This is a genomic window from Plantibacter sp. lyk4-40-MEA-4 (assembly GCF_030209415.1).
In the GTDB taxonomy this organism is placed as follows: domain Bacteria; phylum Actinomycetota; class Actinomycetes; order Actinomycetales; family Microbacteriaceae; genus Plantibacter; species Plantibacter flavus_A.
Genome location: NZ_JARVSA010000011.1, coordinates 122,235 through 141,258 on the forward strand (window position 1 = coordinate 122,235; position 19,024 = coordinate 141,258).

At 69.6% G+C, this 19,024-nt stretch carries 18 protein-coding genes; 11 read left to right on the forward strand and 7 right to left on the reverse strand.

Going from position 1 to position 19,024, the window contains the following annotated elements:
- Positions 1–116: 116 nt before the first annotated feature.
- Positions 117–1,334: a DUF429 domain-containing protein gene (locus tag QRN44_RS17595; RefSeq protein ID WP_285039828.1), complete on the forward strand. Its 1,218-nt coding sequence runs from the start codon at positions 117–119 to the stop codon at positions 1,332–1,334.
- 8 nt (positions 1,335–1,342) lie between these two features.
- Here QRN44_RS17595 and QRN44_RS17600 read toward each other — a convergent pair whose 3' ends face one another.
- Both QRN44_RS17600 and QRN44_RS17605 read right to left on the reverse strand, forming a co-directional pair.
- Positions 1,343–1,840 (reverse strand): ribosomal maturation YjgA family protein, encoded by a 498-nt coding sequence (locus QRN44_RS17600; protein WP_064294077.1) that lies wholly within the window; start codon positions 1,838–1,840, stop codon positions 1,343–1,345.
- Positions 1,837–3,201, reverse strand: a complete 1,365-nt coding sequence (locus QRN44_RS17605; protein ID WP_285039830.1) for an LssY C-terminal domain-containing protein — start codon at positions 3,199–3,201, stop codon at positions 1,837–1,839. The genes QRN44_RS17600 and QRN44_RS17605 overlap by 4 nt, the downstream gene beginning before the upstream one ends.
- A gap of 63 nt (positions 3,202–3,264) precedes the next feature.
- On the opposite strand from QRN44_RS17605, the gene QRN44_RS17610 reads away from it, so the two are divergent.
- The gene (locus QRN44_RS17610; protein ID WP_121292763.1) at positions 3,265–4,548 is read left to right on the forward strand and encodes a M18 family aminopeptidase; all 1,284 of its coding nucleotides are present in this window, start codon (positions 3,265–3,267) and stop codon (positions 4,546–4,548) included.
- A 91-nt stretch (positions 4,549–4,639) separates the two neighbouring features.
- Here the strand turns inward: QRN44_RS17610 and QRN44_RS17615 are convergent, their stop codons facing one another.
- Positions 4,640–5,722 carry an NYN domain-containing protein gene (locus QRN44_RS17615; protein ID WP_175116588.1) on the reverse strand — a complete coding sequence of 361 codons (1,083 nt, stop codon included), beginning with the start codon at positions 5,720–5,722 and terminating at the stop codon, positions 4,640–4,642.
- A 17-nt stretch (positions 5,723–5,739) separates the two neighbouring features.
- On the opposite strand from QRN44_RS17615, the gene QRN44_RS17620 reads away from it, so the two are divergent.
- Complete coding sequence (locus QRN44_RS17620) at positions 5,740–6,189, forward strand: type II toxin-antitoxin system PemK/MazF family toxin (RefSeq protein ID WP_285039832.1); 450 nt, start codon at positions 5,740–5,742, stop codon at positions 6,187–6,189.
- A 21-nt stretch (positions 6,190–6,210) separates the two neighbouring features.
- On the opposite strand, the gene QRN44_RS17625 is transcribed toward QRN44_RS17620, so the two are convergent.
- Both QRN44_RS17625 and QRN44_RS17630 read right to left on the reverse strand, forming a co-directional pair.
- Positions 6,211–7,689, reverse strand: a complete 1,479-nt coding sequence (locus QRN44_RS17625) for a SulP family inorganic anion transporter (protein ID WP_285039974.1) — start codon at positions 7,687–7,689, stop codon at positions 6,211–6,213.
- A 131-nt stretch (positions 7,690–7,820) separates the two neighbouring features.
- The gene (locus QRN44_RS17630) at positions 7,821–9,239 is read right to left on the reverse strand and encodes an aminopeptidase P family protein (protein ID WP_285039834.1); all 1,419 of its coding nucleotides are present in this window, start codon (positions 9,237–9,239) and stop codon (positions 7,821–7,823) included.
- A 175-nt stretch (positions 9,240–9,414) separates the two neighbouring features.
- On the opposite strand from QRN44_RS17630, the gene QRN44_RS17635 reads away from it, so the two are divergent.
- A complete protein-coding gene (locus QRN44_RS17635; protein ID WP_285039836.1) occupies positions 9,415–9,798 on the forward strand; it encodes an avidin-fold protein in 384 nt (127 codons plus the stop codon).
- Positions 9,799–9,830: 32 nt separating this feature from the next.
- Here QRN44_RS17635 and QRN44_RS17640 read toward each other — a convergent pair whose 3' ends face one another.
- Positions 9,831–10,391: an Lrp/AsnC family transcriptional regulator gene (locus QRN44_RS17640; RefSeq protein ID WP_079003723.1), complete on the reverse strand. Its 561-nt coding sequence runs from the start codon at positions 10,389–10,391 to the stop codon at positions 9,831–9,833.
- A 174-nt stretch (positions 10,392–10,565) separates the two neighbouring features.
- On the opposite strand from QRN44_RS17640, the gene QRN44_RS17645 reads away from it, so the two are divergent.
- Genes QRN44_RS17645 through QRN44_RS17665 form a run of 5 tightly spaced genes read left to right on the forward strand, consistent with a single transcriptional unit; the run spans position 10,566 to position 15,717 of the window.
- Positions 10,566–12,149 (forward strand): ABC transporter substrate-binding protein, encoded by a 1,584-nt coding sequence (locus QRN44_RS17645; protein ID WP_199687206.1) that lies wholly within the window; start codon positions 10,566–10,568, stop codon positions 12,147–12,149.
- Positions 12,133–13,206 (forward strand): ABC transporter permease, encoded by a 1,074-nt coding sequence (locus QRN44_RS17650; protein WP_071262045.1) that lies wholly within the window; start codon positions 12,133–12,135, stop codon positions 13,204–13,206. The genes QRN44_RS17645 and QRN44_RS17650 overlap by 17 nt, the downstream gene beginning before the upstream one ends.
- The gene (locus QRN44_RS17655) at positions 13,203–14,084 is read left to right on the forward strand and encodes an ABC transporter permease (RefSeq protein WP_079704282.1); all 882 of its coding nucleotides are present in this window, start codon (positions 13,203–13,205) and stop codon (positions 14,082–14,084) included. The genes QRN44_RS17650 and QRN44_RS17655 overlap by 4 nt, the downstream gene beginning before the upstream one ends.
- A 38-nt stretch (positions 14,085–14,122) precedes the next feature.
- The gene (locus QRN44_RS17660; protein WP_064294086.1) at positions 14,123–14,941 is read left to right on the forward strand and encodes an ABC transporter ATP-binding protein; all 819 of its coding nucleotides are present in this window, start codon (positions 14,123–14,125) and stop codon (positions 14,939–14,941) included.
- Entirely contained in the window at positions 14,938–15,717 is a 780-nt protein-coding gene (locus QRN44_RS17665; protein ID WP_285039840.1) for an ABC transporter ATP-binding protein, read from the forward strand. Before QRN44_RS17660 ends, QRN44_RS17665 begins: the two co-directional genes overlap by 4 nt.
- Positions 15,718–15,811: 94 nt before the next feature.
- On the opposite strand, the gene QRN44_RS17670 is transcribed toward QRN44_RS17665, so the two are convergent.
- Complete coding sequence (locus tag QRN44_RS17670; RefSeq protein WP_175116586.1) at positions 15,812–16,579, reverse strand: DUF1353 domain-containing protein; 768 nt, start codon at positions 16,577–16,579, stop codon at positions 15,812–15,814.
- 179 nt (positions 16,580–16,758) lie between these two features.
- On the opposite strand from QRN44_RS17670, the gene QRN44_RS17675 reads away from it, so the two are divergent.
- Together QRN44_RS17675 and QRN44_RS17680 are read left to right on the forward strand one after the other, a co-directional pair.
- On the forward strand, positions 16,759–17,697 hold the full coding sequence (locus tag QRN44_RS17675; protein WP_285039841.1) for a phosphodiesterase: 939 nt from the start codon (positions 16,759–16,761) through the stop codon (positions 17,695–17,697).
- Positions 17,698–17,847: 150 nt separating this feature from the next.
- A complete protein-coding gene (locus tag QRN44_RS17680) occupies positions 17,848–18,927 on the forward strand; it encodes an SDR family oxidoreductase (protein ID WP_285039843.1) in 1,080 nt (359 codons plus the stop codon).
- Positions 18,928–19,024: the final 97 nt, after the last annotated feature.

Sequence of the window (19,024 nt, forward strand, 5' to 3'; positions counted from 1 at the left end):
CGGGACGCTCGACGGCTCCTCACCTCCGGCCCGCCGCCGGATCCGAGGAGTCGTCGACGTCTGCCCAGTAGGCTCGGGAGGCGGTGCCTCGCCGCCTGCACCGGAAGGAACCGCTCGTGACCCGCTTCCTCGGAGTCGACCTCGCCTGGGGCGAGGGGACCGGCTCCCGCGCGGCGAACGAGTCGGGACTGGTGTGCATCGACGAGACCGGGACGGTCATCGAGGCCGGGTGGGCCGTGGGGATCGACGCCGTCGTCGCCTGGATCGTCGCCACCGCCTCACCGGGCTCCGTGATCGCGGTCGACGCCCCTCTGCTCGTCCAGAACGAGACCGGCATGCGTCTCTGTGAACGTGAGGTCGGGCAGCGGTACGGGCGCTGGCAGGTCTCGGCCTACCCGTCGAACCTCGGCCTGCCCGCGCTCGGTGGTGTCGCGCTCTTCACGGCGCTGGAGGCGGCGGGGTTCCAGTACTTCGACGGACTGAGCACGCCGGCGGCGGATGCCGTCGTGTTCTTCGAGGCCTATCCCCACACCACGTTGGTGGGTGCCGAGGAGTTCGGTTACCCCGATGCGCGGCCCCGGTACAAACGCCTCGACCCCGGTCTCCCCGCCGCCGAGCGACGGCGACGGCGCGCGGAGGTCTGTGACGACCTCGTCTCGCGCCTGCAGGCGCTGACCTCGGCGACGCCGCCACTCGACCTCGACACCCACCCGGTGACGGCGCTCCTCGCCGCGGAACCCTCGCCGCTGAAGGAATCGGCGCACAAGCATCGGGAGGACCTCATCGACGCGGCCATCTGTGCGTGGACGGCATCCGCCTGGTCCCGTTGGGGGCTGGAACGGTTCCAGGTCCTCGGTGCCTCGGACGTTCCGGACGACCGTGGGCGTGTCCCCACGCTCGTCGCCATGGCGCGACCCGAACAGCGTTCCAAGCAGAACATGCCTATATCGGCATATATCAAATCGGCTCCAACTCTGGCATCCGCGCCGCCGTCGGAGCCCATCGCCCGACAAGCCACAGCAGTCCACGACCTCGATGAAGGACATATGAAGAAGAAGGCATACGCTCAGGACGACACTCCGGCGGAATCGAACACGATCGAGTTCGTCCCCGGCGGAGCGGCGAACGCCGAAGTCCCACCCGCGGCCTCGACGCGAGCGCCCTCCCCCGCTCCGACCACCGTCGAACTCCTGCGCAGTGCCACCTGGCACCTCGAGCATGCCCGGGTGGTGGGCCACCCCGACGACGTCGAGTTCGAAGCGGCGAGGTCGGCGTTGGCCGAGGCCGTCTTCGACCTCGAACACGTCCAGTACGGGGAGACGACTCGCGGCTAGGGCGCTGGTCAGGCGGGTCCTGAGTCCGATCGGCGCCGTGTCTCCCGGTCCGCGCGTGCGCGTCGTTCGAGGATGTCGTTGCGAACCCAGCGGATCACCAGCGACATGGCGAGCGACAGGAACAGGAACGCCGCCGCGCCCAGGGCGTAGGAGATGAAGTCCGTCGGGATGAACGTCGTGCCCAGCACGAGCGCCGAGGGCGGCCACTGGTCCGCGAGTGCGGCCGGCACGCCCGTGGCCTGGAAGCACTCGATCGCCGCCGAGAAGCCGAACGCGCCGAGGGCGATCTGCCACAGCGGACGCCGTGGGGCGGCGAAGGCCAGCAGGAGCGCGACGAGGACCGTGTAGAGCGCGTTAGTCACGGGGTTCGCCCAGGCCGCTGCCACCGACCAGTGCACCGTCAGCCCGGCGACGATCGTGATGATGGCTGCGCCGAGGAGCAGCGCGCGCTTGAGCGAGGTGGCGGGGCGTGGCCCCTCGTCCGTCTGGTCGGGTGCGTCGGTCATGCTTTCGTCCTCCGGGTGCGTCGTTGTCGCCCACGGGCCCAGTCACGGGCCTCGGTTCCGGAGAGGGCGAGGATGATGGAACAGTCGACCGCGAAGCCGATCAGGTTGGTCTGCAGCGTCAATCCGCCGGCGCCGGCGACATAGCTCGCGGCGAGGGTGGCGATGGACGTCGAGCTGAAGGTCATGGCGAGCAGGCGCGCGAGGTTGCCTCCCCGATGGACCCGCCAGGCGAGGACGAGGTAGCAGAGCGTCACCACCGCCGACAGGGCCAGCACGGCCCCGACCACCCACGGGATGAGGACGACGTCGTCAGCCGTCGCGGCCGTCGCACGGGCCTCCGAGATGACCTGCTTCCAATCGGAGACGAGGAGGACGCCGGAGAGCACGGTCGACAGTGCCGCGACGACCATCAGGACCACGCCGACGGTGGTGTCGAGGGGCCGCGGGTCGCCGGCCCGGATGAGGGAGCGCGTCGGGGGAGCGTCGGCGGCCGGCAGGGTCGCCGCCGGCGGGACGACCACCGCGCTGAGATCGATGATCGGCAGGTCGCCGTCGGTGACGATCGCGTCGCCTCCGCCGTTCCGTGAGTGGTAGCCGGTGGAGAACTTCTCGATCACGGACGTCGTCGCTCCGACCTCCGCCGCCGCGATCGACGCGACGATGTGATCGCGCTCGTCGTCGACGTCGTCGGCGATCCGGTGGGTCACCTGCAGCGTGAAGATGCTGATCCCGACCGATCGGTCGTACGTCCCGGCGGCCAACCAATCCGCCTGGTATCCGCCCGGGAGCAGCCAGCCCGCTGGTGTCGGCCAGAACCGGACGTGGTGCCGCTTCCCCGGACTGCCGTCGACCTCCTGCTGGTAGCAGAACGCCTGGCGGCGACCGAACAGGTAGAGCGACGAGACGGGCGCCTCCGAGTAGCTGCGCCTGGTCAGCGTCGAGGTCACGATCCGCAGGTTCGCGCGCAGCCCGAGGTCGTCGGCGAGCGTCCAGCCCGCCGAGAGCATCGCCATGTGGATCTGCTCCTCCCGACCCCGGAGGCCGAGGTTCACCGAATCACCGAGGATGCCCTCGCGCGTGCGAGTGCGTCCGATGAAGTAGTCGGGCAGGTAGACGCGCGACAGCACGGTGTGCAGGCGGGGGAGGATCAGGTAGGCGATGACGAGGTAGATGACGAGGATGAACCAGGCTTGGGCCCAACCGCGGGCGAACGCCTCGGTGAGCAGCACGTAGGCCAGGAAGACGGCCGCAGCCGTGCCGAAGGCGAAGAACCAACCGTCGACGATGCGTGCGATCCGTCCGCGACGATCCTCGGACAGGCCGCTTGCGGGACCGATGAGGTCGCTGCGGGTCTTCGTCACCCGTCCAGGGTAGGGCCTGGTGCATCCACGTGCCGGGTGCGTGGGTGGTGGGAGGATGGTGGGATGGACTCCGTCGCCCACATCACCGACCTCGCCGACTTCATCGTCGCCTCGCCCACCTCGTATCACGCGGTCGCGGAGAGCGCTCGGCGCCTCACGGCGGCCGGCTTCACCCGGCGGCTCGAGACCGAGCCCTGGGACGGTGGCGCCGGCCGGTTCTTCGTCGAACGCGAGGGTGCGGTGATCGCCTGGGTGCAGCCCGAGCAGGCGCACGCCACGACGCCGTTCCGCATCCTCGGCTCGCACACGGACTCGCCGAGCTTCAAGCTCAAGCCGAAGCCGACGACCGGCGCCCACGGGTGGCTGCAGGCCGGGGTGGAGGTCTACGGCGGACCGCTCCTCAACTCCTGGCTCGACCGCGAGCTCGAACTCGCCGGACGCCTGGTGACGCTCGACGGGACCGTGCACCTCGTCCGGACCGGCCCGTTCCTGCGCATCCCGCAGCTCGCCGTGCACCTCGACCGAAGCGCCAACGACGGCCTCGTCCTCGATCGCCAGCGTCACCTGCAGCCGGTGTACGGGGTCGGTGACCTCGCCCACGCCGACGTGCTCGCGCACCTGGCGGTGATCGCAGGCATCGATCCCACCGCGATCGCCGGGTACGACGTGCTCGTGGCCGACACCCAGGAGCCGCGGCGATTCGGTCTCGACGGTCAGCTGTTCGCCGCCGGACGCATGGACAACCTGACCTCGGTCCACGCCGGACTCGCGGCGTTGCTGGCCGCGAGTGACGGGGGAGCGACCGACCACGCCGGACACATCACGGTCTTCGCCGCCTTCGACCACGAGGAGCTCGGTTCGGCCTCGACCTCCGGTGCCAGCGGTCCGTTCCTCGACGACGTCCTCACCCGCATCGGTGCGTCGCTGGGGGCGACGGTGTCCGAACGGCTCCAGGCCTATGCGGCCTCCTGGTGCCTGTCAGCGGACGCCGGCCACGCGGTCCACCCGAACTACCCGGAACGCCACGACCCGGCCAACCGGCCGATCGCCGGTGGCGGTCCGCTCCTCAAGATCAATGCGAACCAGCGCTACGCGACCGACGCCCTCGGGGCCGCGCTGTGGGCCCGGAGCTGCGCCGCCGCAGGTGTGCCGTCGCAGGACTTCGTGTCGAACAACACGGTGCCGTGCGGCTCGACCATCGGCCCGCTCACCGCGACGCGACTCGGCATCCGGACGGTCGACGTCGGGACGCCGCTGCTGTCGATGCACTCCGCCCGCGAGTTGTGCCACATCGACGATCCGACCGCTCTGAGTGCGGCGGTCCAGGCGTTCTTCCGGGGCGCCTGAGCACCGCCGCAGCAGGAGAACCGCGCGGGAGCAGGACGCCCGAAGGCGGACGGTCCTGCTGCGAGGCTGATCTCCTGCCGCGGGGTCGGGCTCAACCCAGTTCGCGCAGCCGCAGCCGTCGTCCATCGGGGCTCGCGTCCGGGTTCACCTCGACGAGGTCCGAGCGCGAGTTGATGAAGTCGCTGAACGAGCGGTAGCCGAGCGGCTTCTCCTTGAACGCCGGATCCATGCGGATCATCTGGTTCTTCACCTCGGCGTTCAGCAGCCAGTCCTCGTCGTCGTTCTTGGCGTGCACGAGGCGGAGTGCGCGCACCAGGAGCTTCGTCGCCGCGCGCTGTGCGTCGGGACCGGAGGGGTCCGCGGTCTCGTCGTCGGAGTCGTCCAGGTCGTCGGCGTCGCGGTGGCTGAAGACCGGCTCGGTGAAGAGGCCGCCGATCCGCGGAGGTGTCTGGGCGACCGGTGCTTCGGCCGTCGGCGCGGACCCGGACGAGGCGCGACGACGCCCTCCGGACTTGGGTGCGGACTTCGGTGTCTCAGAGGACACCTCCGCCGTGCTCTCGACGGCGGCAGGGGTGCGGGGCGTGCGCGTGACGACCGGGCGGACGATCCCGGGGATGTCGTCGTAGTCGGAGAACTCGTCGCACGCCGCCATGAGCGCACGACTCGTCGCACCGGCGACACCGATCCCGATCACGTGGCGTCCGAGGCGTCGGCAGCGCTGCGCGAGGGAGATGTAGTCCGAGTCGCCGGCGACGATCACGATGTGCGTGAGGTCGGGGAGGCGGAAGAGGTCCTCGACGACGTCGACGGCGAGGCGGATGTCGGCACCGTTCTTCATCGCCTTCGTCGTGGGGAACATCTGCGTCAGGTCGACCGCGCGGTCCACGAGGTCCTTCTGGTACGCGGAGTTGACCGGCTCGGACCAGTCGGCGTAGGAACGGCTGATGACGATGTTCCCGAACGACGAGGTGTAGTCGAGGATGGCGCCGACGTCGACGCGAGCGGCCTGCAGGCGCTCGGAGATCTCGTCGCCTTCGGGTGCGGCGGAGGGCACGTGGGACCGCGCACGATCCCGGCTGAACGCCGCCTTCCCGTAGAGCTGGTTGTAGCGCGAGATGACGATGTTGTCGAAGTCGATGTAGACCGCGACTCTGGGCGTTCCGGTTTCTGCCATGACTCCATCATCCTCTGGTGGCCTGCGAATCGGCGACTTCAGTCCTCCACAGCTCGGCTTGCGAAGCTCCTCTCCACCGCTGCTGCGCCGGCCAGGCCGCGACCGACCTGGGCTGCGTACCGTGGGCCCGCCGCGGTGACATCCGATGGGTCGATCTCGGCCCTCGCGAGCGGGGGAGTGCGCCCGCCGGTCGGCGCCCGGTCGTCGTCGTCCAACAAGACGCCTACACGCGGAGCGCACTCCGGACCGTGATCGTCGCGGTCGTCACGTCGAACACGGCGCTCGCCGAGCTCCCGGGCAACGTGTTCCTCCCTGCTGCGGCTTCCGGCCTGCCGAAGGATTCGGTCGTGAACACCACGCAGCTGCTCACCCTCGATGAGGACGACCTCGGTCCGGCCGCCGGAAGGGTGCCCGTCACCCTGTCACTGGATCTGGACGCGGGGCTCCGGCGAGTGCTGCACCTCTGAGGTGGTGCCGGAGCGATCGGCTCAGAGGTGGCCGGTGAGCTTCCCGTGGAAGGCCGAGCTGCGTTCGTCGAGTCCGGTGAACACGACCTGCTTGCCGTGTGCGGCGTACTTCTCCTGCACGGCGTCGAGGACGGCGACGCTCGAGGCGTCCCAGATCTGCGAGGCGGTGAAGTCGACGACGACGTCCGCAGGGTCGGCCGCGTAGTCGAACTGCTCGACCAGGTCGTTGCTGCTGCCGAAGAACAGGGGGCCGATGACGCTGTACCGGACGGAGGTGGCGTCGTCCGCGAGGACCCGGCGGACGCGGATGACGTGGGCCACGCGTCGCGCGAAGAGCACCATGGCGAGGACCGCTCCTGCGGCGACGCCGATCGCGAGGTTGTGGGTGACGACGACCACCGCGACGGTCACCACCATCACGACCGTCTCCGGGATCGGCATCCGTCGCAGGGTCGCCGGGCGCACGCTGTGCCAATCGACGGTCTTGATGGCGACGATCATCATCACGGCGGCCAACGCGACCATCGGGATCTGCGCCATCACCGGGCTGAGCGCGGTCACGAGCAGCAGGAGGAAGACGCCGGCGACGAAGGTGGAGATCCTCGTCCGAGCGCGGCCCAGTTTGACGTTGACGACCGTCTGACCGATCATCGCGCAGCCGGCGATACCGCCGTACCAACCGGCCAGGATGTTGGCGACGCCGAGGGCCCACGATTCGCGCCCCTTCGACGACGTCGTGTCGGTGATGTCGTCGACGAGTTTCGCCGTGAGGAGGGTCTCCATGAGTCCCACGAACGCGACGCTCAGCGCGGTCGGCCAGATGATGCCGAGCGTCTCGAGGTTCAGCGGCACGAGCAGCGCGGTCAACCCGGGGAGGCCACCGGAGACGTCGCCCTGGTCGCCGACGGTCGGCACGGAGGCGTGCGCGATCATCGTGATCGCGGTGACGACGACGATGGCGACGAGCGGCGCCGGCACCGCGGTGGTGAGCTTGGGGAGCAGGAGGACGATCAGGACCGTGATGACGAACAGCGGGTAGACGAGCCACGGGACGCCGAGCAGGTGGGGGACCTGGGCGACGAAGATGAGGATGCCGAGCGCGTTGACGAAGCCGATCATCACCGAGCGGGGGATGAACCGCATGAGTCGGGAGAGACCGGTGACGCCGAACACGATCTGGATGAGGCCCGCGAGGATCACCGCGGGGAGCAGGTACTCCACGCCGTGTTCCTTGACGAGCGGCGCGACGACCAGGGCGACGGCGCCCGCGGCGGCCGTGATCATCGCCGGACGCCCGCCGAGGATCGACATCGAGATCGCGAGGACCACGGAGGCGATGAGGCTGACCTTGGGGTCGACGCCGGCGATGATCGAGAAGGAGATGACCTCGGGGATGAGCGCCAGCGTCGTGACGATTCCAGCGAGGATCTCGACGCTGAAGGCCCTGGGGTTCCGCAGGGTCGCGAGGACGCCGGGGCTCGGGCGGACGGCGGTGCGCATGGGGGCGTCGGGCTGACTCACCGTGCAAGCCTAGGCTCGTTCGCAACGCAGGACGCACCGGGCGAGTCGCTGGCAGCACCGAACGGAAGGGCCGCGACACGCGGTGACCGTCCTGCGTTGCGAACCGTCGGTCAGCTCCGCAACCAGGCCTCGAGACCGTCCGCGCTGATCGGGAGTGCCGCGGAGAGGACCTCGTGTCCGGTGGCGGTCACGAGCAGGTCGTCCTCGATGCGGACGCCGATGCCGCGCAGCTCCGGCGGCACGGTGAGGTCGTTCGCGTGGAAGTAGAGACCTGGTTCGACCGTCAGGACGGCGCCCTGCTGCAGCGGCTCGTCGAGGTACCGCTCGTCCCCGATGCGGGCGCAGTCGTGCACGTCGAGTCCGAGGTGGTGGCCGGTGCCGCTCGGCAGGTAGCGGCGGTGCTGCTGGCCGTTCGGCGACATCGCCTCGTCGACCGACACCTGCAGGATGCCGAGGTCGCGAAGGCTCGTGGCGATCTGCTCGTACGCCGTGTTCCGCATGTCGATGAACGAGCGGCCGGGGCCGACCTGCGACATCGCGGCACGGTGGGCCCGCTCGACGTGGTCGTGGACCTCGCGCTGGGCCGCGGAATACGACCCGCTCGCCGGGAAGGTCCTCGTGACGTCGGCGGTGTACAGCGAGCGGGCTTCGACGCCGGCGTCCATGAGGATGAGGTGCTCGGGGAGGACCGGACCGTCGCAGCGCGTCCAGTGCAGCGTGGGAGCGTGTGGCCCGCTGCCGATGATGGTCGAGTACCCGACACCGTTGCCGAACGTGCGGGCGTGGCGCTCGAAGGTCGACTGCAACCAGCGCTCTCCGCCGAACTCGATGGCGGCGGGCAGTTCGCGCACGACCGAGCGGAACCCGCCGACCGTCGCGTCCACGGCGGCGCGGAGCTGCGCGATCTCCCAGTCGTCCTTGACGAGCTTCGCGGCGGACAGGGCGATGAGGAGCGCTCGCGACGCCGCGAATCGACCGTCGACCCGGGGCTCCGGGGCGCCTGCGCGGAGTGCGTCGGCGGGCACGAGCGCGAGGGACTCGTCCAACACCTCGAGGGAGCGGACCTCGATGCCGAGCGCCTCCGCCCACTGGGGGAGTCCGGCGGACGGGCCGATCCAGAGCTCGCCGCGCATGGCGTCGGCGTAGAACGCCTCCTCACCGGGACCGACGGGCTCGGCGAGGTACAGCGTCGCGTCGTGCCCACCGGCGGTCGGCCGCATCACCAGGACCGCGCCCTCCGCCTGACAGGAGGTGAGCCACACGAAGTCGCTGTCCGGACGGAACGGGAACTCGGTGTCGTTCGCGCGCGTCACGGCGCGTCCCGCGGTGACCACGAGCCAGTGGCCGGGGAACTGCGCGCTGATGGCGTCGCGGTGACGTCCGGCGGCTGCGCCGGCACCCTCGGCGAGGTCCACTGAGCGGTCCACCGCACCCCAGCCCGTCGCGAGGTACTCGCGGAACGCGTCGTCCCGGGGGAGTGGCTGGGTGCGGGGGTCGCGGAACTGCAGGCTGTCTGGACACATGGACATCAGTAAGCCACCCGCGGTGGACGCCGTCAAGCTGCGACCTCCGGAGCCAGCGGAACATCTCGTCCGTACCGTCTGATCCGTCGTTTCGTCCTGTCCGACCGGCTCAGGTGATGGACGGGATGGACGGATCGTCGGCAGGTTGACACCTGTTCGGACGCCTCCGCAGAATGACGGCATGACAGGAACCGCCGACACCGGCACCAGCGCCACGCTCGACTTCAACCTCGACGCGAGGGTGTTCGACATGGTTTCGTCGTCCGCGAGTGTCGTCGACGCCGACGCGCCCACGCGATTCGTCTACCACGAGACGCACGGCGTGCTGTGGGGCGAATACGTCGGTGACACCGTCTCCGTCGGACGGTTCTGCGGGGTGCGCACCGGCGAACGCATCGACATCTCGTTCGTGCACCGCAACCGTGCCGGCGACCTGACGACGCGCGGCGAAGCGAGCTCGATCATCTCCCGCGCCGAGGACGGCTCGTTCATCCTCACCGAGGACTTCATCGGTCCGGACGGACAGGCTCATGTCAGCATCTGTCGGGAGATCGTCGCCGCCTGAACCGGTCGGGTCGGCACGCCACCGCCGACGGGTCAGCGTCCGCGTCGCTCCGGCACCCGCTGGGCGCGCTCGTCGCTCGTCCGGACGAATCGGGTCATGCCGAAGCGCTCGCCGGAGTCCTCGACGCTCGTGCGCTCGGACCTCGTCATGCGGAGCGACACGTTCGACCGCTCCTCGTCCATGAGGAACACGGTCGTCGTCGCCTTGATGGACGGCCACTGTGCGAGCCGGGTGGCGACCAGTTCGTGGATCGCCGCCACGTCGGGGGCCCGGATCAGCATCATCGCGTCGTGCTCGCCGGTCGTGACGGCGAAGTACTCCAGCTCGGGGACCGAAGACAGCCGCGCGCGGAAGTCGGCCCACTGGCTCTGGCGCAGCGTGATGAAGACCATCGCCGCGACGCCGAGTCCGACCGTCGCCGGCTCGATCTCCGCGTGGACCCCCTTCAGGACGCCGGCGCGGAGCATGGCCTCATACCGCGAGTAGGCGTTCGAACGGGAGATCCCGAGCTCTTCGGCGAGTGCGGCGACCGAAGCCCGCCCGTCCTCCCGGAGCAGCTCCAACATGCGGATGTGGGTGTCGTCGAGTTGCATCGATTGCTCCAAACGTCCAGATTCGGCGGTGGTCCTGGCGGTCGATTGAGAGGATATGGCAGATTCACCGCGAAATCGAGACAATTCTTCTTTGGTAACGGCTTGTGGATTGACGAATGATCGCGTATCGCACTACTTTCAGCTCATCCCTCCAACCAGATAAGGAGCTCCACCTTGTCACGATCCTTCAGCCGCACGAGCCGGCGCGGCATGGCGGCCCTCGGCCTCGCCCTCGCCGCCGGCCTCGCGCTCAGCGCCTGTTCCCCCTCAGGCGGCTCCGATGACAGCGCGGGCAAGTCGCTCGTCGTCGACGCGTCCTTCGACCTCAAGACCGCCGACCCGAACCGCGAGTACGAGACCACCGGCTCGATCGTCGCGAAGGCGCTCTACGAGACCCTCCTCACCTTCAAGGACGACGACGTCACCGCCCCCGTCGACGGCCTCGCGAGCTACGAGATGAACGCCGACAACACGGTGATGACCCTCACGATGAAGGACGGCAAGAAGTTCTCCGACGGCTCCGACGTGACCGTCGACGACGCGGTGTTCTCGCTGCAGCGCGTCCAGGGCGTGAAGGGCAACCCGTCCTTCCTGCTCGACGGCGTCACGATCGAGAAGACCTCGGACACGACCCTCACGCTCACCTCGGCGACGCCGAACCCCGCCCTCCCGTTCATCCTTCCGAACCCGGCCCTCGGTGTCGTGAACAAGAAGGTCGTCGAGGAGAACGGTGGCAGCGCGACCGCCGACGACGCGGCCGAGTCGTTCCTCAACACCACGTCCGCGGGCTCCGGCCCGTACAAGCTCGAGTCCTTCGACGCCGCCTCGCAGGTCGTCTTCACGGCGAACCCCGAGTACACGGGGACCAAGCCCGCGTACGAGCGCGTCGTCCTCCGCAACGTGCAGGGCCCGACGCAGAAGCTCAACGTCGAGGCCGGTGACTCGCAGGTCGCCCTCGATCTGAACCCCGACCAGGTCTCCGAGCTCGACGACTCGAAGGTGAAGATCATCGCGAACCCCTCGCGCTACATGATCTTCCTCATGCTCAACCAGGACCCCGCGATCAGCGACATCACGAGCAACCCGAAGTTCCTCGAGGCCGTCAAGCTCGGCATCGACTACGACAAGATCGTCGACCTCGCGGGCGACGGTTCCGTCCGTCCCGGTGGCTTCATCCCCTCGATCTTCAACGGGGCGCTCGACGCCGCCGACGGCAACCAGTTCGACGCCGATGCGGCGAAGGCTGCGCTCAAGGAGTCCGGGTACGCCGGCGAAGCCGTCACGCTGAACTTCCCGAACGACATCACGGTGCAGGGGCTGTCGCTCCAGAGCATCGCTGAATCGGTCCAGGCGCAGCTGAAGTCGGTCGGCATCACCATCACGCTGGCCCCGGCTCCGGTCGCCACCGAACTGGACGCCTACCGCGACGGCAAGGAGACCGTGGGTCTCTGGTACTGGGGCCCGGACTTCCCGGACCCGTCGAACTACCTCGCGTTCACGCCGGGTGAGCTCGTCGGCCTCCGCGCGGGCTGGCCGGCAGGCGCCGACCCGACCGTGACCGACCTCGCGAACGCGGCGCTCGCCGCGACCGACACGGACGCCCGTGCCGCCGCGTACCAGGACCTCCAGAAGGCGCAGAACGCGAGCGGACCGTTCATCCCGCTCCTGCAGCCGGCGCAGAACGTGGTCACCGCGACCACGATCACCGAGGTTCCGCTGAACCCGACGTGGACCGTCGACCTTGCCGGAATCAAGTAGCGTCGCACCGACGACGTCCAGCGCGCGAGCGGGTCTCCACCCGCTCGCGCGCTACCTCGGCATCCGGCTCGGACTCACGGTCCTCCTGATGTTCGGGGTGACGCTCGTCACCTTCACGCTGACCAACCTCGTCCCCGCCGACCCCGTGCAGGCGGCGCTCGGTGAGCAGGCCGCAGCGGACCCGACGATCGTCGCGCAGTTCCGCGAGAACGCCGGCCTCGACAAGCCATTGCCCGTCCAGTACGTCACCTACGTCGCGAACCTGTTCCAGGGTGACCTCGGGACCTCGCAGCAGACCCGGGGCGCCGTCGCGGACGAACTCGGTCGCGCCTTCCCGGCAACGGCCGAACTGGCCCTCACCGCCATCGTCATCTCGATCGTCATCGGCGTCGGCCTCGGCATGTGGGCCGCGCTGCGCCGGAAGACGATCACCGACCAGGTCATCCGGGTCGTGAGCCTCATCGGCATCTCGGTACCGTCGTTCTGGCTCGCACTCGTCGTCTACTTCGTGTTCTTCTCCCAGCTGCACTGGTTCCCGGGCTCCGGGCGACTCTCACCCGCGGCGATCCCGCCGCCGAAGGTCACCGGGATGTACACGATCGACGCGTTGCTCGCCGGCCAGTGGTCCACCTTCGGCGACGCCATCGCCCACCTGATCCTGCCCGCCTCCGTCCTGGCGCTCTACACGATCGGCCTGCTCACCCGGTTCGCGCGGTCGGCGATCCTGGAGGTGCTCGACCTCGACTACGTGCGGGCAGCGCGGGCGAAAGGCCTTCCCGGCCACGTCGTCGTGACCCGGTACGTGCTCCGCGGTGCGCTCGTCCCCATCATCACCGTGCTCGGCGTCGCCTTCGGATCGCTGCTGTCCGGAACGGTCCTCGTCGAGAAGGTGTACTCGTGGCACGGCCTCGGCGAGTACGCGTACTCCGCGGCGACCAAACTCGACCTGCCCGCGATCATGGGCGTCGGGCTCATCGTCGGCTTCGTGTACATCGGCCTGAACTTCCTGGTCGACGTGCTGTACGGCTTCATCGACCCGAGAGTGAGGGTGGCATGACCGACGTCCTCGCCGTCCAGACCAAGCGCAAGGGCCGCCTCCGCATCTCGAAGCAGCTGCGCACCCCGCTCGCCGTCGCGGGTGGCGTCATCGTGCTCTTCTGGCTGCTCGTCGCGGTGCTCGCGCCGTGGATCCGGCCGTTCGACCCGCTCGCCCAGGACTTCGACCGGCTGCAGGCCCCGAGTGCCGCGCACTGGTTCGGCACCGACCAGGTGGGCCGCGACGTCCTGTCCCGGGTCGTCAGCGGCGCGCAGGTCTCGATCCCGCTCGCCCTCATGCTCGTGATCTTCGCGATGCTCATCGGTTCGCTCCTCGGGGCGATCGCCGGCTACTTCGGCAAGGCCCTCGACGAGACCATCATGCGGATCGCCGACCTCGTGTTCGCGTTCCCGACGATCATCCTCGCGATGGTCATCGCCGCTGCGCTCGGCCCGAGCCTCACGAACGCCGTCATCGCGATGCTCATCGTGTCGTGGCCGGCCTATGCCCGCGTGACGCGTTCGCTCGTCATCGGGGCACGAGGCGCTGAGTACGTCATCGCCGGTCGTCTGCTCGGCAACGGGCCGTTCACCTCGCTCGGCAAGGACATCCTGCCGAACGTCGTGTCGCCGGTCGTCGTGCTCGCCACACTCGACGTCGGTACGGCCATCCTGCTGCTGTCGGGTCTCTCGTTCCTCGGTCTCGGTGCCGTCCCGCCGACGCCGGACTGGGGTGCGATGGTGTCCGACGGGGTGCAGAACTTCTCGTCCTGGTGGATCGCGGTCTTCCCGGGACTCGCCATCCTCACGGTGGTGCTCGCCTTCAACTTCCTCGGCGACGCCCTCCGCGACGCCCTCGACCCCCGGTCGCAGGAAGCCGTGCAGGGGCGCGCACTGTGAGCGGCGCACGCGGTGCGGGCGACCCGAAAGGACGCGACATGACGCAGGCAGCAGGCGGTGGCGGCGGGATCGTCATCGAGGGGCTCACGCTCGGCTTCGGTCGCGGCGCCGCCACCAAACAGATCCTCCGCGGCATCGACCTCGAGGTCCCCGCCGGTCGCATCACCGGACTGGCCGGTGAGTCGGGGTCAGGCAAGACCATGACCGGGCTCGCGATCTGCGGGCTCCTGCCGGCCGGAGCGGACCTCGGCGGCAGCATCCGCTTCGACGGCACCGAGCTGGTGGGCCTCAAGCAGCGCACCATGAACCGGTACCGCGGCACGGAGATCGCGATGATCTTCCAGGACCCGACCGCGAGCCTGCACCCCATGCTCACGGTCGAGGCCCAACTCGTCGACCACTACCGGCACCACACGGGAGCCTCGAAGGCGGCCGCCCACGCGCGGGCGCTCGAGATGCTCGGCCTCGTCGCCGTCCCGAACCCGGAGGCGGCGCTGCGCAAGTACCCGCACCAGTTCTCGGGGGGACAGCTGCAGCGCATCGCGATCGCCTCGGCGCTCATGTGCGAGCCGTCCGTGCTCATCGCCGACGAACCGACCACGGCTCTCGACGTCACGGTTCAGGCCGGCATCCTCCGCCTGCTGCGGAAGCTGTGCGACGAGCTCGGGATCGCGATCATCCTCGTCACCCACGACCTCGGGGTGATGTCGGCGCTCGCCGACACGATCGCGGTCATGCGGCTCGGCGAGATCGTCGAGCACGGCAGCCGGTACCAGGTCATCACCGCTCCGCAGCACGAGTACACCAAGGCGCTCATCGACGCGCTGCCCGACACGGGAACGGAGGCGGCGTCATGACGCTGCTGCACCTCGACGACGTCCATGTGACGTACAAGCTGCCCGGTCGCGGCACGCTGAACGCGGTCGACGGCGTGAGTTTCGACCTCGAGCCGCGACAGGTGCTCGGCCTGGTGGGGGAGTCGGGCTGCGGCAAGTCGACCCTCGCACGAGCGGTCTGCGGGCTGGAACCGACCTCGGGTGGCGCGATCACGTTCAAAGGGACGCCCATCGGCAAGCTGGGTCTCCGGAAGCGCGCACCCGAGCTGCTGCGGATCCAGATGGTCTTCCAGAACCCGTACGCCTCGCTGAACCCGCGCCGCACGGTCGGGAGTCAGATCGAGGACGGCCTCCGGGTCAACCCGGTGCGCGACGCGTGGGATGTCGGTCAGCTGCTCGAGCACGTCGAGCTCGACGCAGCCAGCCGCACCCGCTATCCGCACCAGTTCTCGGGCGGCCAGCGGCAGCGCATCGCGATCGCCCGGGCGATCGCGGCGGGTCCCGAGCTGCTCATCGGTGACGAGCCGATCGCGTCGCTCGACGCCTCCCTGCAGGCACGGGTGGCGAAGCTCATGCGGAAGCTCGCGGTCGAGACGGGTGCGGCGCTCCTCTTCATCAGCCACGACCTGTCCGTCGTGCGGGTCATCGCGGACGACGTGGCGGTCATGAGCGCCGGTCGCATCGTCGAACACGGTCCGGTCGACCGCGTCTGGTCCGACCCGCAGGACGCCTACACGCAGCGGCTGCTCGCGGCGATCCCGGTCGTCGACGGACTCGGCACCCTCCCCGGCGCCTGACCGGACCCCTGCTCCGTCCCTGTCTCAGGAGCGTCTCGGCGTGTCGGGTCCCCCGCGTTCGACACGCCGAGGCGTTCCTGAGACAGGGAACCGGTCAGCGGAGGGTCGGCGGGCCGACGGGGCCGGGGGAGTCGTCGATGAACGGGCGGTCGATGGTCTCCCGCACGAGGAGTTCGATGAGGCGGAACGCCCCGACCGCCGCGAGCTGGACGAGGAGGAGGGGACCGAGGAGCGCACCGGCGTACGGCAGCCAGACGAGGAGTCTCCGTTCCTCCCGCCAGCACACGGCGAGGACCGCGGGTGCCATCGCGAGGCCGAGCCACCCGGGCGTCGGAGCGCCGAGCACGGGCGTGACGAGTCCGATCGTCGCGACCCAGACGGCCAGGACCCCGAGGACCGACTGCCCGATCAGCACGGCGGCGACGCCTGGAGCGTGCCTGACGTACCGCTCGACCGACACGACGGCCCACATGAGCCAGGCCCGGAGGAGCGGCACCCGCTGCTGGCGGAGTCCGACGCGGAACTGTCGGTCGTCCTCGAACCGCTGCTCGAGTGCCTGGTCCGCCGGGAGCCCCAGTGCGAGGAGCGCGCGGTGGTCGTGCACGACGGCCGGCGCGGACTGTCGGCCGTAGCTGCCGATGAAGCTCCACAGGACGCCCGGGACGGACGCGAGGTCGGTCCAGCCCTCCGCCCGGTCACCGTCGCGGCCCTCGTCGGACGCCGGTGCCCACACGACGGGACCGTCAGGGGCGTGCTCCTGGAACCCGATCCGCCGCTCGAGCCGGAACCGGCGTCCGGTCGGGGGGATCTGCGCCAGATCGATCCGCTCCAGCGGCTGCTCGTCGTCGTCGAGGTAGGGCATGCGGACATCCTCTCGCAGCCCACCGTCAGGTGTGAGTCCCCTGGATGTCGGCTTCTGACCTTGCTCACGAGTTTCCTGCGTCGTAGCGTGGCGTTCCGTTGCCGTTCAACCGAGTCTGGTCAGATGGTCAAACAGCTGCGATGCGGTTCGGAGAGCATCGCTCGAACGAGAGTTGTCACGTGAGTCTTCGCACGGCCGAGTACCCGAGGCCCGATCACTTCCTGCTCCATGTGAGCGACACGCACCTCCTGGCCGGCGGGGGGAGCCTCTACGACAGTGTCGACAGCGAGACGCACCTGCGTCGACTGTTCGCCGAGTTCGAGGCGTCCGGCGGTCGGCCTGAAGCGATCGTCTTCACGGGCGACCTCGCCGACAAGGGCGAACCCGACGCGTACGACCGCATCCGCTCCATCGTCGAGCCGGTCGCCGAGCGCCTCGGATCGCAGATCATCTGGGTGATGGGCAACCACGACGACCGCCAGGCGTTCCGGGCCGGGCTGTTCGGTGAGGTGCCGACCACCCGACCGGTCGACCGCGTCTACGACGTCAACGGCCTCCGCGTCATCACCCTCGACTCGAGCGTCCCCGGGCACCACCACGGTGAGGTGTCGGACGAGCAGCTCGACTGGCTCGCAGAGGAACTCTCGACGAAGGCGCCCCACGGCACGATCCTCGCGATGCACCACCCGCCCGTCCCGAGCGTGCTCGACCTCGCCGTGAGCGTCGAGCTGCGCGACCAGGCGAAGCTCGCCGAAGTGCTCGAGGGGACCGACGTCCGGAGCATCATCGCCGGGCACCTGCACTACTCGTCGACCGCGACCTTCGCGGGTATCCCGGTGTCGGTCGCCTCGGCCACCTGCTACACGCAGGACCTCAACGTGCCGGTCGGCGGGACGCGTGGTCGCGACGGCGCGCGGGCGTTCAACCTCGTCCACGTCTACGGCAAGACGGTCCTGCACTCGGTGGTGCCGCTGGGGGAGACCCCGCCGCTGCACTACATCGACGCCGAGGAGAGTGCACGTCTGCTCGCTCGCGACGGCATCGAGCTGCCCGTGTCGGACACGGTGCCGGTGCAGCCGGAGCCGCCGCTGACGATGCCGATCGGCGTCCTCGTCTGACGACGACCGGTCCCTGAGCTCGCCTCCGGTCCCTGAGCTTCCCCTCCGGTCCCTGAGCTTGTCGAAGGGCCGCACCGCGGCAGGGTACCGCAACCCGGCGGGTCCGCCGTTCCGGGAGCCTCCCCGGTCGGACGCGCCTATCGTGGACGGATGACCTCCCCAGAAGCACTCCGTACCGCACTCGTCGTCGGCGCCAGCGGCATCACCGGTTCCGCGATCGTGTCGCAGCTCCTCGAGGACGGTGGCTGGCGGATCCTCGCCCTCTCTCGCCGCGCGCCGGCGGCCCACCCGCAGGTCGAACACGTCGCGGCCGACCTCCGGGACGCGGACGACCTCGCACGCGCCCTCGGCGGCACCGGCGTCACCCACGTCTTCTTCACCGCCTGGTCGCGTCAGGACACCGAGGCCGAGAACATCCGGGTCAACGGCGGCATGGTCCGCGACCTGCTGGCCGCCCTCTCCGCCGAGCCCGTTCAGCACGTCGCCCTGGTCACCGGCCTCAAGCACTACCTCGGCCCGTTCGAGGCCTATGCGGCGGGCGAGATGCCCGACACGCCGTTCCACGAGGACGAGGACCGACTCGACACGCCCAACTTCTACTACGAGCAGGAGGACGAGCTCTTCGCCGCGGCTGAGCGAGCCGGGTTCACCTGGTCGGTGCACCGTTCCCACACCGTGATCGGACATGCGGTGGGCAACGCGATGAACATGGCATCCACGCTCGCGGTGCAGGCGGCGCTCTGCAAGCGACTCGACCGGCCGTTCGTGTTCCCCGGTTCCGAGACCCAGTGGAACGGCCTCACCGACATGACCGACGCCGGACTTCTCGCCGAGCAGATGCTCTGGGCGGCGACCTCACCGGCCGGTGCGGACGAGGCATTCAACATCGTCAACGGCGACGTCTTCCGCTGGCGCTGGATGTGGCCGCGACTGGCGGCGCACCTCGGCGTCGAGCCGGAGGGTTTCGACACCGCGCCGCGTCCGCTCGAGCAGCAGATGGCGGGCGTGGAGGGCACCTGGGCCGAGGTGGTGGCCGAACACGGTCTCGTCGAGGCAGACCTCTCCCGCGTGGCGTCGTGGTGGCACACCGACGGTGACCTCGGCCGGGACATCGAGGTCGTCACCGACATGAGCAAGAGTCGACTCGCCGGCTTCACCGGCTACCGGCGGACGCTGGACGCCTTCACCGCGATCTTCGACCGACTCCGCGCAGAGCGCATCGTCCCGTAGCGGTCCCTGAGTTCAACTCCGGTCCCTGAGCGCCCCTCCGGTCCCTGAGCCTGTCGAAGGGCGGTGACCGTCGCCGGTCCCTGAGCCTGTCGAAGGG

Excerpts from the sequence above, each read along its gene's own strand:
- QRN44_RS17600 (WP_064294077.1), bottom strand. The coding sequence starts at position 1,840 with ATGACCGACGCACCCGACCAGACGGACGAGGGGCCACGCCCCGCCACC.
- QRN44_RS17610 (WP_121292763.1), top strand. The coding sequence starts at position 3,265 with ATGGACTCCGTCGCCCACATCACCGACCTCGCCGACTTCATCGTCGCC.
- QRN44_RS17615 (WP_175116588.1), bottom strand. The coding sequence starts at position 5,722 with ATGGCAGAAACCGGAACGCCCAGAGTCGCGGTCTACATCGACTTCGAC.
- QRN44_RS17625 (WP_285039974.1), bottom strand. The coding sequence starts at position 7,689 with ATGCGCACCGCCGTCCGCCCGAGCCCCGGCGTCCTCGCGACCCTGCGG.
- QRN44_RS17630 (WP_285039834.1), bottom strand. The coding sequence starts at position 9,239 with ATGTCCATGTGTCCAGACAGCCTGCAGTTCCGCGACCCCCGCACCCAG.
- QRN44_RS17635 (WP_285039836.1), top strand. The coding sequence starts at position 9,415 with ATGACAGGAACCGCCGACACCGGCACCAGCGCCACGCTCGACTTCAAC.
- QRN44_RS17640 (WP_079003723.1), bottom strand. The coding sequence starts at position 10,391 with ATGCAACTCGACGACACCCACATCCGCATGTTGGAGCTGCTCCGGGAG.
- QRN44_RS17655 (WP_079704282.1), top strand. The coding sequence starts at position 13,203 with ATGACCGACGTCCTCGCCGTCCAGACCAAGCGCAAGGGCCGCCTCCGC.
- QRN44_RS17660 (WP_064294086.1), top strand. The coding sequence starts at position 14,123 with ATGACGCAGGCAGCAGGCGGTGGCGGCGGGATCGTCATCGAGGGGCTC.
- QRN44_RS17665 (WP_285039840.1), top strand. The coding sequence starts at position 14,938 with ATGACGCTGCTGCACCTCGACGACGTCCATGTGACGTACAAGCTGCCC.
- QRN44_RS17670 (WP_175116586.1), bottom strand. The coding sequence starts at position 16,579 with ATGCCCTACCTCGACGACGACGAGCAGCCGCTGGAGCGGATCGATCTG.
- QRN44_RS17680 (WP_285039843.1), top strand. The coding sequence starts at position 17,848 with ATGACCTCCCCAGAAGCACTCCGTACCGCACTCGTCGTCGGCGCCAGC.